The sequence below is a fragment of the Halomonas cupida genome, from assembly GCF_900142755.1.
GTDB lineage: Bacteria > Pseudomonadota > Gammaproteobacteria > Pseudomonadales > Halomonadaceae > Halomonas > Halomonas cupida.
In genome coordinates, this window is record NZ_FRCA01000006.1 from 242504 (window position 1) to 259251 (window position 16748).

Here is a 16748-nt window from a genome sequence, read left to right on the forward strand (position 1 = left end):
AGTGCCGCGATCAACCGCCTGTTCAGCGCTCTCATGATTCCACGTGACCGGTATCCAGCATGAGTGACAGAATTCCCGTCAGTGATGTGACTTCAGCGTTCGTACCGCCCCACGCCGAGGGCGACACTTCCCGAAGTTTGTACGAACGCCGTCGACACATCTACGTTCGCGAATTCAAGGGCGCCTTCCAGCGTCTGAGACGCTACGCCAGCTGGATCCTGATCCTCAGCTACCTGATAGTGCCCTGGGTTTCCTGGGGAGAACGCCCCGCCGTGTGGTTCGACCTTCCCGGACGCGAATTCCACATCTTCGCTGCGACCTTCTACCCGCAGGAGTTCATGCTGCTGTCGTGGCTGCTGATCATCTGTGCCTTCGGACTGTTCTTCATCACCGTATTCGCAGGACGAGTATGGTGTGGCTACGCCTGCCCACAGAGCATATGGACCCTGCTGTACATCTGGGTGGAGCACCGTGTCGAAGGCTCACGCCACCAACGCATCAGGCTCGACCAGCAGCCCTGGAGCCTCGGCAAGCTGTGGCGCAAGGCCACCAAGCACCTGTTGTGGCTACTGATCGCGCTGATCACCGCCGTCACCTTCGTCGGCTACTTCACCCCCATCGGCGAGCTGGTCCAGGGCCTGAGTCGACTTCAGGCGCATGGCTGGTCCTGGTTCTGGCTAGGCTTCCTTGTGCTGTTCACCTACCTCAATGCCGGTTGGCTACGCGAACAGGTATGCACCCATATGTGCCCCTATGCACGCTTCCAGTCGGTGATGTTCGATCGCGATACCCTGATCGTCTCCTACGATTCCGAACGCGGCGAGCCCCGCGGAGCACGCAGGCGACACCAGGATCCTGATACGGCAGGGCTGGGCCACTGCATCGACTGCGGGCTCTGTGTTCAGGTATGTCCGACCGGCATCGATATACGTGAGGGTCTGCAGCCCCAGTGCATCAGTTGCGCCGCCTGTATCGATGCCTGTGACAGCGTGATGGACAGGATGGGATATCCACGCGGTCTGGTGAGCTACACCACCGAACGCGCCCTGGAGGGCCGACAGTCCCGGTTGTTGCGCCCACGTCTACTGGGTTACCTCGCCGCTCTGCTCATCATGGTCGCCCTGTTCATCCATGCCATCGCTGATCGTGTTCCTCTGGATGTGGATATCCACCGCGACCGCGGCCAGCTGTTCCAGACGCTCAACGATGGCAGTATCGCCAACTCCGTCACCATCGTTGTGCGCAACCTCGACCACCGTGATCACCAGTACCGAATCGCGGTCAGCGGCATCGACGGCCTTCACAGCGATGTTCCGCCCATTACGGTACCGGCCGGAGCATCCCGTCAGCGGGTCATGACCCTGAGCGTCGACCCTGACAGGCTTCAACAACGCAGCACCGACATCCAGATCACGATAGCCGCCACCGATGCCCCCGACATGAGGGTTGTCAGAGAAAGCCGCTTCATGGGAGTCAGCCGTCGATGACGTTTCAATCACAAACCTCACCCGCAGCGCAAACGGGAACAGCCGCCGTGCCCCCCTGGTACCGACAGTTCTGGCCGTGGTTCCTGATCGCCCTGCTGCTGTCCTCGGTGACCTTCAGCCTGACCTATCTAGCTGTCTCGATCCGCTACTTCGACGGATCGGTGTCCGAGGACTATTACAAGGATGGCCTGGCCATCAACATGCAGTTGGAGAAACAGCAACACGCTCGGCAGTTGGGCCTTACCGCCGAGCTGCGCATCGATGCCACTACTGGTGACGTCCAGATCAAGCTCGAAGGCGAACAGCGACCCGAGACACTGCATCTGCGACTGCTGTTTCCCACTGCTGGCGACCGTGATATTGAAGTCCGCCTGGGCCATGCACGCGATGGACATTACCGCGGCACTCTCGATCACCGCCTGCGCCACCGCTGGTACCTGCAGCTTCAACCAGCCCCCGGCAACGATGCAGACTGGCGACTGACCGGTGAAGCGGACCTTCCCACGGCTACGCCCATCAGCCTGACACCTGGACTCTAGAGCGGCATGCAGACGCTTCCCTGTTATCACTGCGGCACCACGGTCGGTGACGACAATCGCTGGTCCCTGGAGATCAATGGCCAGACACAACCGATGTGCTGCCCGGGTTGCCAGTCTGTAGCCCAGGCCATCATCACCGGCGGTCTGGGACGCTACTACGACTTCCGTACCTCGCCAGCAGAACGCCCGGCGACTGCTCGACCGGATACCTATCGCTGGCAGTTGTTCGACGACCCCCAAGTACAAGCACGTATGATACAAGCACGTATGGTTCGCCAGGCGGGCGAGAGTCGAGAGGATGTCCAGGCTACCTTCGCCATTGATGGCATCACCTGCGCCGCCTGCGCCTGGTTGATCGAGCATCACCTCAATGCCATCGATGGCGTTACCTCCAGCGCGGTCAACCTTTCCGAACATCGTCTACGCCTGTGCTGGCAGCCGGGTCGCGTAGCTCTGTCCAGACTGCTCGCCGAGCTATCCGCCATTGGGTACCCCGCCCATCCCTGGCACCCTGATGCGGCACAACAGCAGCTCAAGCGCCAATCACGCCGCCTGGTACGCCGCCTGATCGTCGCCGCGGTCGGCATGATGCAGGTGGTGATGTTCGCCATTCCACACTACGTCGCAACGCCAGGGGACCTGGCCCCACACCTTGAACGGCTCTTTGCCTGGCTGTCGGTGGCGCTGACCACACCAGTGGTACTGTTTTCGGCGCAACCCTTCTTCGTCGGCGCCTGTCGGGACCTGCGTACCCGTATGCTGGGGATGGACGTCCCGGTGGCACTGGCCATCGGTGGTGCCTATATCGCCAGCCTGTGGTCGGTCGTCAGTGACAGCGGAGACATGTACTTCGATTCAGTGTGCATGTTTACCTTCTTCCTGCTGTCTGGACGCTATATCGAGGCGCGCACGCGAACTCACCACGGCCGGGTCGGCAACGCCCTGAGCACGGCCTTGCCCGATGCTGCGCTGCGTCTCGACGAACAGCACAACGAACAGGTGGTACCCGCGACCCGCCTGGAAGTGGGCGACAGAGTCCGAGTGCTGGCCGGTGAACAGGTGCCGGCGGACGGCATCCTCAGCTCCGCCCGAGCCAGTGTCGATGAGTCGATGCTCAGCGGTGAGCCGCTACCGGTATCCAGAGTCCGCGGCGACACCATCCATGCCGGCAGCATGGTCGTGGACAGCCCACTGGAGCTGCACGTTACGAGGGTAGGCAACGCGACTCGAGTCACCAGCATCATCGACCTGACCGACCGCGCCTTCGCCGAGCGCCCACGTCTGGCTCGGGCCACCGAGCGCATCGCTCACCATTTCATATTGAGCCTACTGATCTTCAGCGTGCTGGTGGCTGGTACATGGTGGTATATCGATCCCTCTCGCAGTCTCTGGGTCACACTGTCGGTTCTCATCGTCACCTGCCCCTGCGCCCTGGCACTGGCGACGCCAACCGCACTGACGGTAGCCCATGGGCGCCTACGCCGAGCAGGAGTGCTGGTGACACGGGGCGATGCACTGGAAAAGCTGGCAGGTATCGAGCGCATCATCTTCGACAAGACCGGAACCCTGACCCGCGGTCGGATGGTGCTGAACGGCTTCCGAGTGATCAGTGCCGAACACCGCGATGCCACGCAGTTGCTGGCCGTTGCCGCGGCCCTGGAAGCTGCCTCGGAACACCCCATCGCCCGCGCCTTCCGCCGCTGTCGCCGTAGCGACGTACATGCCAGCGATTTCCGCAATCACCCCGGACAGGGCATTCAGGCCCGCTGCCTGAACGCTGAATGGCGCATCGGTCGGCCGGACTTTGCCGTGGAAGGGCAAACTGCCCCTCAACCACCCCCAGACGGTAGCTGGCTGCTGTTGGCCTGCGAGGGAGAGCCCATGGCCTGGTTCGGCGTGGAGGATGAACTGCGCCACGACGCCGCCGCCACCATCCGGCAGTTGCGGAACGCAGGGCTGGCGGTGGAGATTCTTTCCGGCGATGGTGCTGCTGGCGTAGCGCCGGTGGCCCACCGCCTGGGTGTCGATGACTGGCAAGCTGGCGCGCTACCCCAGGACAAGCTGGAACGGGTGCGGACGCTACAACGCCAGGGACAGAGCGTCGCCATGGTCGGTGATGGTATCAATGATGTTGCCGTACTGGCGGGTGCCGATCTGGCCATTGCCATGCCTGGCGCCAGCGACCTGACGCGCAATCATGCCGACATCCTGCTGCTTGGCGAGCAGCTCAGTGCGATCACCGAAGCCACCGAAGTCGCCCGAGCCACTCAACGTATCATTCGCCAGAACCTGAGCTGGTCGGTGGTCTACAATCTCATTGCCCTGCCTCTGGCGGCACTCGGGCTGGTCGCCCCCTGGCTCGCGGCCCTCGGTATGTCCGCCAGTTCCCTGCTGGTGATCGCCAATGCGCTGCGGCTCAAGGCGCCACACAAGCCGACAATGCCCCTCTTTGATGCCAGCGATGCCGACCGATGACCATTCTCTACCTGTTGATACCTCTGTCGATGATCCTGCTGGGCCTGGCGGTATGGGCCTTCTTCTGGGCGGTCAAACACGACCAGTTCGAAGACCTCGAAGGGCCCGCCTGGCGCATCCTGTTTGATGACGATGAACACCCGTCCTGCTCGTCTCGGCCCTCACCACCAACCTCCGAGCCCCCGAAATCGGCGGAGGAACCATGAACCCCACTGGACTCGATCTACCGCCGCTGGCAGCAGCCTTCATCTTCGGCTTGCTGGGTGGCGCCCACTGCATCGGCATGTGCAGTGGCATCATGAGTGCCCTGACCTTCGCCGTCCCGCCCAGCATGCGAAGCCCGGCAAGGATGGTCGGCCTGGTACTGGGCTACAACATCGGACGCATCACCAGCTACATGCTGGCCGGTGCTCTCGTCGCCAGTCTTGGCGCACTGGTCAGCCTGGCTCCAGGAGTCCGCACCGCCATGCAATGGCTATCCAGCCTCATGCTGTGTCTAATGGCGCTATACATAGCTGATATATGGAAGGGACTGCGCCATATCGAGGCTGTCGGCAAACGTTACTGGAAGTATCTCGAGCCTGCCGGGCGCACGCTGTTGCCGGTAACGCGTCCCTATCAGGCCCTGCTGTTGGGGGCGGTTTGGGGCTGGCTCCCCTGCGGACTGGTGTATTCCATGCTGGGTTGGAGTCTGGCGACGACAACACCTCTACAAGGCGCCATGCTGATGCTGGCGTTTGGTGCCGGTACTCTACCGGCACTGCTGGTCACCGGCATTGCCGCCGATCAACTGCGCGGCCTGCTGCAATCACGCTCGACACGGTGGCTGGCAGCCCTGTTGATCATCGGTCTGGCCCTCTGGCAGCTCGCCATCATGCGACAAGGTTGAGGTAATACTGCGTAAAATTTACGTTCAAAAGAGGTATCTAGACTTTATCCGCGAATAGTGGGTGTAGAATATTGGCTATGAGGTGCTGAGATGAGCTAATGCTCGTTATCAGCGTGTTTTATCGATCGCCGACTCACAGGAGCTCCGAATGTGTGCCATGGCCCAGGAGCGACGACGCCCCATGCTGCATGAAACGCGATGCGAATCCTGCAGCCTCAGTTCTCTATGTCTGCCCCTCGCACTCGATACGGCGGATATGGAGCGCTTCGATGCCATTATCCGGCGTCATCCCCCCGTCAAGAAGGGTACCCGGCTGATCGAGCAGGGCGACAGCTTCACCAGTGTCTACGCAGTGCGCTCAGGTAGCCTCAAGCAGATCATTACCGAGGGTAGCGGCGAAGCCCAATTGACCAATTTCTTCCTGCCCAGTGAGCTGATCGGGCTGGACGGTATCGACGATGGCCACTACTCCGGTAGCGTGGTCGCCCTCGAAACCACCACCGTCTGCGAAATTCCTTTCGACCGCCTTGATGCCCTGTCTCAGACACTGCCCGATCTCAGGGCTCAGCTGTTTCGTACTCTGAGCAAGGAACTGCGTCATGACCGACGCATGATGCAGCTGTTGTCCCGCAAGACAGCGGATCAACGCCTGGCCTGCTTCTTCCTCGGTCTATCCGACCGATTCCGTCGCCGCGGCTACTCAGCATTCAGCTTCCGTCTATCGATGTCACGCGCGGATATCGGTAACCACCTTGGCCTGGCCGTGGAAACCGTCAGTCGCATTCTGGGGCGGTTTCAGCAACAGGAGCTGGTGGCCGTCTCCGGTCGCGAAGTGAATATCCTCGACATGAATGCTCTGAGTCGTCTGGCAGACACCGAAGCCGCTCCAGCCTGACCAGCAATGCCATCAGAGCCTGCAACGACAAGGAGGAGCGCAACTCATTGCGCTCCTCCTTGTGTCTTCAGCTGGTTCATCTGGCTGGTGGCGCTCTACTCCATGCGCCTGGTCTGACCGACTCGCCGACTCAGTCGGTGCCGATCACATCGATACGATTGCGCTGGCGGCGCGTCTGCTCCGCTTCCAGCCCCTGGAAGTCAAACAGGTTACGGTCAGCCAACTGCGATGGCGCCACATTGGTCACCGCCTTGAACATGCTTTCGAGGCGCCCGGGATGCCTGGCCTCCCACTCGGCAAGCATTTCCTTGACCACCTGACGTTGCAGGTTGGGTTGAGAGCCGCACAGATTGCAGGGGATGATCGGGAACTGCATCTGCTCGGCATAGGCGGCGATATCTGCCTCGCGACAATAGGCCAGCGGGCGGATCACGATATTCCTGCCATCATCCGAAAGCAGCTTGGGAGGCATCGCCTTGAGACTGCCGCCGAAGAACATGTTGAGGAACAGTGTCTCGAGAATGTCCTCTCGATGATGCCCCAGGGCAATCTTGGTGGCACCGATTTCCTCGGCGAAACCGTACAGTGAACCACGACGCAACCGAGAGCACAGCGCACAGGTGGTCTTGCCTTCCGGCGTCTTCTCCTTGACCACCGAGTAGGTGTCCTTCTCGAGGATGTGGTAGTCCACCCCGATTCTGTCGAGGTACTCCGGCAGCACATGCTCGGGGAAACCGGGTTGCTTCTGGTCGAGATTGACCGCCACCAGCGAGAAATTGACCGGCGCGTTGCGCTGCAGGCTACGCAGCACCTCCAGCATGGTATAGCTGTCCTTGCCACCGGACAGGCAGACCATGACCTTGTCGCCTTCCTGGATCATGCCGTAATCGATGATGGCATTGCCGGTGAGGCGTCTCAGCCGCTTCTGCAACTTGTTGAATTCACGCTTTTCCTTGACCAACAAAAGCGCATCATCCGCTTCGCTTTCTGCGCTCGCGACGGCAGATTGCGGATCAACGGACTCTGGTTCCGGAAAAGCACCGGGGTCAACGGAAACGACGGGCGACATGGTCATTGCACTACACGGCTGAACGGATGGGGCACGCATTCTAGCATTGCTCGACAGGCACCGCGAAGGGCTCAACCCGGCGTCATTGACCGTGCGGGCTAAACCACTTGCAGAATCAATAGATAACGTACCAGCACCCCGAGCAGCAATACCAGGATACCGCTTCGCTGCCAGGCGTGCTCGCGACTGGTCAGGGTCAATCGACGCTCCCAGAATCTGACCACCGACCAGGGATCACCGGTACGACGGATGTACTGCATGTAAGCAATCATCACCATCACCACCCCGGACACCAACAGGATGGGCTCCAGCCATGAGAGCAAGGCATGAACATTCATCAACCGGGCTCCTGAAGGGCACCATTCTGCAGGCGCAGGTGCATCAAGGCCGTGGTAACGGCATCTCCCAGAGCAGTGTGTCGGCCCATGATGGGCACTCCAAGGCGCTCGGCCACCCGTTCGAACTCGGGGCTCACCACGACCTCCGGGTGGCTGCGGCGCAACTGGCGACGATACTCCTGGGCCACGTCGATGGTGGCATTGGGCAGGGCAAAACCCAGCAACTCCTTGAGATAGCGATCCAGGATCGTCAAGTCATAACCGATACACCAGCCCACCAGCGGACGATTGCCGATGAAGTCGAGTAACCTGGTCAAGGCCTCCTCCACGTCCAGACCACCATCAAGATCTATGCCACGCAAGCGGTGCACACAGATCGACTGGCCATCCAGCGACCCCGGACGTGCCAGACGCAGGTCGAGTGATTCACTGGTCAACACTCGGTCATCACGAATGCAGACAGCGGCAATCGAGACCAGCTCGGCAGTCTTCGGGTCGAGTCCGGTTGTCTCGCAATCCAGCGACACCATTTCATTGCCGGTATAGGGATTGAACAGCCAGCCGTAGTCTCCCTGAGCCTGCCGACGACGATCGGCTACGCGCCTGAGCGCTCGCAACATGGTATTCATTCCCGACAGCTCCTTCTTGCATACAGGCCTGTAACAGCCGTTCGTGCCCACTCCTGGTGCTCATGCATCTTTCCGATGCTCACGCATACTCCAGGTGATAGCGGTGCGACAGACGTCCCTTGAATTCCCTGACGATATGCAGGGCCTCTCGCAATAGATCCCTTTCCAGTGATGACAGCGACTGCACCACGATGCGGTTCGCGCCACCCTCATTGATATCCGGCACACTGCCACCGGTCCTCCAACGCAACTCACTGAACACCTGCAGCGCCTCCCCCAGGTCGTCGGCATCTCGTCGCTCGACACGGCCGTCGATGACCAGAGCCTCCAGGCGTTCCAGCGTTGAAGTCGCGCGGATACCGCGCTCCAACGCCAGACTGCGGACACCGTGCACAATAGGAAAGATGCCGCCCTTCTTCAGATCGATGCCATGCTCCGGACGCTTCAGGGAACCGAACAGCGTCAACGGCGTCGAGAACTGCAGCACGGCACGGGCAAAATGACTCAGCAGTACCTCGTTGCCTCGGGTCTCGGTGATCAGGATGTCACGCAACCGGTCCCCCAGCGTCAGGTCGCCGGCAACACTGCAGGCATCCATCAGAATCGACAGCTGCATGAGGTTGTCGGGGCCTGGCTCGGCAACCCAGCTACGAACCCGTTTCTGCCACTGCGTCAAGGTTCCCACCCACTGCGGGTTGGAAATCATGATATGGCCGCTACAGTGCGGATAACCGAGTTCGGCCAGCACATTGGTGAAGTGGGTGGCGTCATCCGCGAGATTCGGCCAGTCACAACCGTCGGCGAGGATCAGCGCATTATCCTGGTCGGTGCGTGACACCTGCTCGCCTCGCCCTTCACTGCCCAACAACAGCAAACAGCAAGCGCTGCGTTGAGGCTCGGCCATGCTCAGCCCCCAGGCCTTGTGGATAATGCGACCATTGAGCGCAGCCAGCATGCTCATGGCAAAGCGCATGCGCACCCCTCGAGCCATCAGCGAGTCGAGCATTTCCGGCACACGCTGACTGGCCGCCCGCAGGTCATCAAGATCACTCGCCTGCTCGACCTGCAGACTGACCACGTAACTGCGGCTGGAGAAGAAACTCAACACATCGGTGAGCTCGACGATGCCGACCAACTGACCACCACTCCAGACCACGACTCGCGCCACCTTGTGGCGGGTCATCTCGATCAACGCCTCAAACAGGTACTGCTGCGCTTCCACCCCCACCAGATCGCGGCTGGCGACGGCGCTCAGCGCCAGCTCCGGATCAGCGCCCTCGAGCACCAGCGATTCGAGCATGTCAGTACGCGTGACCATGCCGTAGCCCTTGCCGGGTCGAGAACTGTCCTCCTCCACCAGACCTTCCTGCCATTCGACCAACAGGCTGTCGGCCTGCCGATCACGGAGTATGCGAACGGCCTCGCCAATGGACGTGGTTGACGCAACCACCAGCGGCTCACGTTGACACTCACTGACCCTGGCCACCATGAAGTCGGCCAGACTGACATCCTCTTGACTGCGCCGCTGGCTCATCAAGCGCGTCTTTTCCGCGATGCGGTTGCGGAAGTACTCGGCGAAGGCCGGTTCGCTGTCGCACAGGGACAGGAACAACTGCCCCGGCATCAGGTAGCAGAGGCTTTCCTGCTCGGCGATGAATCGATAACGGCTGGTTCCATTGAGCACACTGATGGCACCGAACAGATCACCATCGGTGTAGTGGCCGATACGCGACCGTTCTGGAGCTTCATTGATGTCCAGCTCTGCGACTTCGCCCTTGTGAATGACAAAGACGAACTCGCCGGGCTGTCCGGCGTCGAGGATGATGGTATCGCGTGCGAAATATGCAAGGTCGAGTCCGGCACGCAGGTGTTCTCTGGCGCTGTCATTCAACAGCGAGAACGGTGGCTCTGACATGTCGAGATCAACCATGACCTGCTCCTGAAACGCCCCCGGCGCAGGCCGGGGGCGATACTACTCCATGAGGACAACGATCAGTGCCCGTGGGCAACTCCCGCACCTCGCGGTACGCGCACACTCTCGACCAGTTCCTGAATTTCCTCGGGCGGCGCCTTGGTCACACGCGACACCGCAAAGGCCACTACAAAGTGCAACATCATGCCCAGCGTGCCGATACCCTCCGGCGAGATGCCGAACCACCAGATCGAGGGATCGGTATTGATGAACTTGGTGTAGACGATGTAGCTGAAGGTGAACGTCAGACCCACGATCATGCCGACGATGGCACCTTCTCGGTTCATGCGCTTGTCGAAGATACCCAGCAGGATCGCCGGGAAGAACGAGGACGCGGCCAGACCGAAGGCGAAGGCCACCACCTGAGCCACGAAGCCCGGGGGATTGATACCGAAGTAACCGGCAATCACCACCGCGACAGCCGCAGCGGAGCGCGCTGCAATCAACTCTCCCCGTTCACTGAGGTTGGGGTTGATCTGCTTCTTGATCAGGTCGTGGGAGACTGCTGCCGAAATCACCAGCAACAGACCTGCCGCCGTGGACAATGCCGCGGCCACACCACCGGCCGCCATCAGCGCTACCACCCAGGCGGGCAGGCCACCGATCTCCGGGTTGGCCAGTACGATGATGTCGCGATCGATGTAGACCTCATTGTCGCCTTCACTCGGAGTGTTGGTGACAACGCGCTGGCCATGTTCACCGCGCACGGGTTCCTCCAGAGGGCCAGCTTCATAGTCCGGCTTGCCCGCGAATGGGTCTCCGGCCCCCATCTGCACGCGGCCATCATCGTTCTTGTCCAGCCAGCCGATCAGACCGACCCCTTCCCAACTCTTGAACCAGCCGGGAATCTCCTCATAGGTGTTATTGTGCACTGCCTCGATGATGTTGGTACGAGCAAATACCCCGACCGCCGGAGCCGTGGTGTACAGCAGGGCAATGAAAATCAATGCCCAACCCGCACTGACACGTGCATCACGCACTCGCGGCACCGTAAAGAAACGCACGATGACATGCGGCAGACCAGCAGTACCGCACATCAGGGCAGCAGTAATGAAGAACACATTGATCATCGGCTGGCTGCCATCGGTGTAGGGAGTAATCCCCAACTCATCAAGCAGGCCATCGAGACGATCCAGAATGTACTGACCACTGTCATTGCCGGCGGCATCGACAAAGGTGGCACCAAGTCCTGTCTGAGGCAGAACATGCCCGGTCATCATGATCGACAGGAAGACTGCCGGCACGATGAAGGCCGTAATCAGCACGCAGTACTGAGCTACCTGGGTATAGGTAATGCCCTTCATGCCACCCAACACGGCATAGAAGAAAACAATGACCATACCGATGACGACACCAATATTGACGTCCACCTCGAGGAAACGGGCGAACACGATACCCGTACCACGCATCTGCCCGGCGACATAGGTAAAGGATACGAAGATGACACAGATGACTGCCACGGTCCGCGCCACATTCGAATAGTAACGATCGCCGATAAAGTCCGGCACCGTGAACTTGCCGAACTTGCGAAGGTACGGTGCCAGCAGCATCGCCAGCATGACGTAGCCCCCCGTCCAGCCCATCAGATAGACCGAGGCGTCATAGCCGAGGTAGGCAATCAGGCCAGCCATGGAAATGAACGATGCCGCCGACATCCAGTCAGCGGCGGTCGCCATACCGTTGGCTGCCGGATGCACGCCCCCGCCGGCCACATAGAAGTCCTTGGTGGACCCTGCTCGCGACCATATCGCAATGCCGATATAGAGAACGAAGGACGCACCTACGAAGAGATAAGTCAGGAATTGTACATCCATGGAAAAGCTTCCCGTTGATTGACGTTATTTTTCGGGCTTACTGCTCGTGTACGTCGAACTCCTCATCGAGTTTATTCATCTTCCAGGCGTAGAAGATGATCAGCCCGATAAAGACGAAGATCGATCCCTGCTGGGCAAACCAGAAACCAAGCTTGAAGCCAAAGAAGCGTATGTTGTTGAGGACATCCACCAGCAGGATGCCAAAGCCGTAGGAGACGATGAACCACACGGCCAGACAGCCGAGAATGATCCTGACATTGCGTTTCCAGTAAGCCTGCGCACTCTTGTCCAGCATAAGGCTCCCCTCAGAACGATGGTTTAAACACCGGATTCCGCCACGATATTGGCGGTCTTCTCGAAAAACAGCCTAGTCAAAAGGCGCTCTCCGCATAACGAGAACTTTAGTCGAAAGCAATGAATGCACCGCAACACATAATGTAAAAATTATTTATATTCAAAAGGTTAACAAAAGCTACGAAATATTAGCCGATGGTCTATCACGACAAAGGTGCAATCCACGTTAGTCTTATATGAAGAATAATATTCTCGATAATTTCCGGTGATATTTCGTCATTCATCATCCACAAGGCAAACCGGGCCGCAGCACGGCACAATGATCGACAATCCTGCCCGCCCCCTGCCGGGGGAGCCGCCAATGCCCTAGAATGGCCGCTGATGTCGAGGAGGTGGCCATGTTTCCCGGTTGGATATTGATACTTGTCTCGCTGCTGTACATTGCGGTGCTTTTTGCCATCGCCTGGCGAGGCGACCGCCGTGCCCGTCAGCAGGGTGCCAGTCGCCGCCGGCCGCTGGTGTATAGCCTGGCGCTGGCCATCTACTGCACCTCATGGACCTTTCACGGCGCAGTCGGGCAGGCGGCGACCTCGGGCTGGTCCTTTGCCAGTATCTTCGTCGGCCCGGTACTGACGTTACTGCTGTTCTGGCCGGTGCTGGCCAAGATGGTGCGGGTCGCCAAGCATCAGAATGTCACCTCCATCGCTGACTTCATCGCCTCACGCTACGGCAAGACCCAGTCACTGGCGGCCTTCGCCAGTCTGGTGGCACTGATCGGCACCCTCCCCTATATCGCGCTGCAACTGAAGGCCGTTTCGACCTCCTTCAACGTGCTGACGGAGGCATCGGACATCACCCGCTCGCCACTGTTCGGCGACACCGCCTTCTATGTCGCCATTGTCATGGCCATCTTCGCCATTCTGTTCGGCACCCGTCATACCGATGCCACCGAGCACCACGAAGGCCTGATCCATGCGGTGGCCTTCGAATCCCTGATCAAACTGCTGGCCTTTCTGGTCCTGGGCATCTACGTCACCTGGGGCATGTTTGATGGTCTCGGGGAGTTGCTGGCCATTGCCGATACTCAACTGGAGCTGCAACGCCAACTGGCACAGCAGGACTTCGGTCAGAGTTTCTGGGCCCAGACTCTACTCGCCATGCTGGCCATCCTGTGCCTACCGCGTCAGTTCCACGTCACCGTGGTCGAGAATACCCACCGCGATGATGCCTCCCGGGCGCGCTGGCTGTTCCCGATGTACCTGGTGGTGTTTGCGTTCTTTGTACTGCCGCTGGCAGCGGCGGGCTTGACCGTGTTTGCCGGGACCGACGTGTCACCGGATACCTATGTACTGTCACTGCCGATCGCCGCCAACCAGCCCTGGTTGACGCTGCTGACCTTCATCGGTGGGTTCTCGGCGGCCACCGGCATGGTGATCGTAGCGGCGGTGGCGGTGTCGATCATGATCTCCAACGAGATCGTGATCCCGGCACTGTTCCGGTTGCGCTGGTTCGATACCAAGGCGCGTGACTACGGTCGTCTGGTGCTGCGCGCCCGGCGCATCACCATTGCCGTGATTCTGGCCATGGCCTATGGCTTCTATCAGTTGATCGGCGAGTTCACTTCTCTGGCATCGATCGGCATGCTGTCCTTTGCCGCCGCCGCCCAGTTCGCCCCGGCGCTGATCGGCGGACTGTACTGGAAGCGCGGCAACCGCCTGGGCGTCATTGTCGGCATGAATACGGGCTTCGCGATCTGGGCCTATACCCTGTTGCTGCCGGCCATGATCAATGCGGGTGTGCTGCCGTCCAGTTGGCTGGCCGGGGGCCCCTGGAACATCATCTGGCTGTCTCCTACCTCACTGTTCGGGCTGCACATCGGGGACCACTTTACCCACGGGGTGATGCTGTCGCTGGGCATCAACCTCGTCTCCTACATCTTCATTTCCCAGGTCACACCCCAGCGTGTCGTCGAACGCATCCAGGCTTCGCTGTTCGTGGACAGCGTCGAGACTCGCCAGACCTCGGTCAACCGTCCCTGGACCGGCGCCACCACCGTCGGCGACCTCAAGGTGCTGTGTCAGCGCTTCCTCAGTGCCAGCCAGGTCGAGCGTGCCTTCAGCGATTACGCTCGCCGCAACGGCAAGGCACTGGAAGACAGCAACCGGGCCTCGATCGATGTCATCCAGTTCACTGAGCGCTTTCTTGCTTCGGTATTGGGAGCTTCCTCGGCGCGCATCGTCGTCAACTCGGCACTGCAGGGACGCGGCATTGGCATCTCCGATGTCATCTCCATCGTCGACGAAGCCTCCCAGGTCCTCGAGTTCAACCGCGCCTTGCTGCAGGCCACCATCGAGAACATCAACCAGGGCATCAGTGTGGTCGACCAGAACCTCAGACTGGTGGTGTGGAACCAGCGTTATCTGGAGCTGTTTCGCTTCCCGGACCACTTGATCCGGGTTGGCGCGCCGATGGATAGAATCTTCCGCTACAACGCCCACAATGGCGAGTACGGCCCCGGAGATCCGGAAGAACACGTTCAACTGCTGCTCGACAATATCCGCGAGGGACAGCCGCATCGCTACGTGCGCTATCGTCAGGACGGCAGCGTACTCGAGGTCCAGGGCAACCCCATGCCCGGCGGCGGCTTCGTCTATACCTATCAGGACATTACCCAGCAGAAGCGCACCGAAGAGGCCCTGATCCGGTCGGAAAACAACATCCGCATCTATACCGACAATGTTCCGGCGCTGATTGCCTACTTCGATCGCGACTGCCGCTACCTGTTTACCAATCGCGCCTATGAACAGGCCTTCGATATCGATCGTAATGCGGTGATCGGCAAGAGTGTCAGCGATGTGATGTCTCCGGAAATGGCCGGAGCGCGTACCCCCTGGATCGAACGCACCCTGTCCGGCGAGCGTGTCAGTTTCGAGGTCTCGCTGACCCTGCCCCGGGAAGGCCTGCGTTACATGCTGGTCACCTATACCCCTCACTTCGGTGATAGTGGAGCCATTCTCGGCTTCTTCGCCCTCTACCAGGACATCACCGAACGGCGACGCGCCGAGATTGCGCTCAAGGAAACCAACGAGACGCTCGAGGAGCGAGTGCGCGAACGCACCCTGGCGCTGTCCGAAGCCAACGCAGCGCTACGCCAGGAAAACCGCGTGCGTGCCGAGGCCGAGCAGGCATTGCGTCAGGCCAAACAGGTGGCAGAGGATGCCAATGCCTCCAAGACACGCTTCCTCGCAGCCGCCAGCCATGACCTTCTGCAACCGCTCAATGCGGCGCGATTGTTCACTTCAGCGATGTCCCAGAACATGGGGGCCGAGGACATGAAGCGCACCATCGGCCATATCGACAGTTCTCTGCAATCCGCCGAGGAATTGCTGAGCACCCTGCTGGACATCTCCAAACTGGATGCCGGCGCCCTGACGCCCAGACGTAGCCATTTTGCGCTCACCGACATCATCCGCCCGCTGCAGGCACAGTTCGCCGTGATGGCGGAGGATCGTGGCCTGGACCTCAAGGTGGTCGGCACCGCGCTGTGGGTCGACAGCGATGCCCAGATGCTGCGTCGAATCATCCAGAACTTCCTGTCCAACGCCATCCGCTACACCCAGGAAGGCAGAGTCCTGCTGGGCGTCAGAAGGCAAGGAGAGCGCGTACTGATCGAGGTCTGGGACAGCGGTCCCGGCATCCCCGAAGCCAAACAGTCGGAGATCTTCCAGGAATTTCGTCGCCTGGACCAGGCCTCTCGGCACAAGGAAAGCGAGAAGGGCCTCGGTCTTGGCCTGTCGATTGCCGATCGCATGAGCCGCGTACTGGATCACCCCATCCAGGTTCGCTCCTGGCTGGGTGTGGGTACGGTGTTCTCGGTCAAGGTGCCGCGCGTGGCGGCTCAGCAGAAGAGCAGTGAGCAGGAAGAGCGGCCCACACGGCGCGCCGGCAACAAGCTGGCCGGCCGCCGCATCCTGTGCATCGACAATGAGTCACTGATCCTGGAGGGCATGAAGGCCATGCTCTCCGGCTGGGGCTGCGAGGTCTTCACGGCGACCTCCATCGGTGGCGCCAAATCGGTGCTGCGCCACCTCGACAGCGACCCCGATGCCATTCTGGCCGACTATCACCTCGACAACGAAGTGACGGGGCTGATGGCGCTGGATGCCTTGAGCGAACGCCTCAATGGCGCCGTACCGGGCATCGTGATCACCGCTGATCGTACCGAAGAAGTCGCCGAGGAGGTCAAACGTGGCGGTTATCAGCTGTTGCTCAAGCCAGTACGCCCGGCAGCTCTGCGAGCTCTGTTGACGCGTACGCTTCAGGCCAGCCGGGCACCTCGGTAAGACA

13 protein-coding genes are annotated in these 16748 nt (G+C 60.3%); 7 read left to right on the top strand and 6 right to left on the bottom strand.

The window, feature by feature from the left end; translation table 11 throughout:
* Nucleotides 1-59 precede the first annotated feature (59 nt).
* From ccoG to fnr, 6 genes are all read left to right on the top strand, one after another.
* Nucleotides 60-1487, top strand: coding sequence for a cytochrome c oxidase accessory protein CcoG (gene ccoG, locus BUE38_RS13030; RefSeq protein WP_084541920.1), 1428 nt, complete (start codon nt 60-62; stop codon nt 1485-1487).
* Nucleotides 1484-2026 carry a FixH family protein gene (locus tag BUE38_RS13035; protein WP_073435640.1) on the top strand — a complete coding sequence of 181 codons (543 nt, stop codon included), beginning with the start codon at nt 1484-1486 and terminating at the stop codon, nt 2024-2026. Before ccoG ends, BUE38_RS13035 begins: the two co-directional genes overlap by 4 nt.
* A 6-nt stretch (nt 2027-2032) precedes the next feature.
* Complete coding sequence (locus BUE38_RS13040; protein WP_073435641.1) at nt 2033-4501, top strand: heavy metal translocating P-type ATPase; 2469 nt, start codon at nt 2033-2035, stop codon at nt 4499-4501.
* Nucleotides 4498-4707, top strand: coding sequence for a cbb3-type cytochrome oxidase assembly protein CcoS (gene ccoS / locus BUE38_RS13045; RefSeq protein ID WP_073435642.1), 210 nt, complete (start codon nt 4498-4500; stop codon nt 4705-4707). The genes BUE38_RS13040 and ccoS overlap by 4 nt, the downstream gene beginning before the upstream one ends.
* A complete protein-coding gene (locus tag BUE38_RS13050) occupies nt 4704-5390 on the top strand; it encodes a sulfite exporter TauE/SafE family protein (protein WP_073435643.1) in 687 nt (228 codons plus the stop codon). The genes ccoS and BUE38_RS13050 overlap by 4 nt, the downstream gene beginning before the upstream one ends.
* A gap of 148 nt (nt 5391-5538) precedes the next feature.
* Nucleotides 5539-6285 (top strand): fumarate/nitrate reduction transcriptional regulator Fnr, encoded by a 747-nt coding sequence (gene fnr, locus BUE38_RS13055; protein ID WP_084541921.1) that lies wholly within the window; start codon nt 5539-5541, stop codon nt 6283-6285.
* 130 nt (nt 6286-6415) lie between these two features.
* On the opposite strand, the gene ttcA is transcribed toward fnr, so the two are convergent.
* The 6 genes from ttcA to BUE38_RS13085 all read right to left on the bottom strand — a co-directional run bounded on the left by ttcA (nt 6416) and on the right by BUE38_RS13085 (nt 12402).
* Nucleotides 6416-7360: a tRNA 2-thiocytidine(32) synthetase TtcA gene (ttcA, locus tag BUE38_RS13060; protein ID WP_371860431.1), complete on the bottom strand. Its 945-nt coding sequence runs from the start codon at nt 7358-7360 to the stop codon at nt 6416-6418.
* Nucleotides 7361-7452: 92 nt separating this feature from the next.
* Complete coding sequence (locus BUE38_RS13065; RefSeq protein ID WP_073435644.1) at nt 7453-7692, bottom strand: hypothetical protein; 240 nt, start codon at nt 7690-7692, stop codon at nt 7453-7455.
* The gene (locus BUE38_RS13070) at nt 7692-8321 is read right to left on the bottom strand and encodes a 3'-5' exonuclease (protein WP_307725409.1); all 630 of its coding nucleotides are present in this window, start codon (nt 8319-8321) and stop codon (nt 7692-7694) included. Before BUE38_RS13070 ends, BUE38_RS13065 begins: the two co-directional genes overlap by 1 nt.
* Before the next feature lie 79 nt (nt 8322-8400).
* Nucleotides 8401-10251, bottom strand: a complete 1851-nt coding sequence (locus BUE38_RS13075; protein ID WP_073435645.1) for a putative nucleotidyltransferase substrate binding domain-containing protein — start codon at nt 10249-10251, stop codon at nt 8401-8403.
* Nucleotides 10252-10313: 62 nt separating this feature from the next.
* Entirely contained in the window at nt 10314-12107 is a 1794-nt protein-coding gene (locus BUE38_RS13080) for a sodium:solute symporter family protein (RefSeq protein WP_073435646.1), read from the bottom strand.
* Nucleotides 12108-12144: 37 nt separating this feature from the next.
* On the bottom strand, nt 12145-12402 hold the full coding sequence (locus tag BUE38_RS13085) for a DUF4212 domain-containing protein (protein ID WP_021820093.1): 258 nt from the start codon (nt 12400-12402) through the stop codon (nt 12145-12147).
* Between the two features lie 397 nt (nt 12403-12799).
* On the opposite strand from BUE38_RS13085, the gene BUE38_RS13090 reads away from it, so the two are divergent.
* Nucleotides 12800-16744: a hybrid sensor histidine kinase/response regulator gene (locus tag BUE38_RS13090; RefSeq protein WP_073435686.1), complete on the top strand. Its 3945-nt coding sequence runs from the start codon at nt 12800-12802 to the stop codon at nt 16742-16744.
* Nucleotides 16745-16748: the final 4 nt, after the last annotated feature.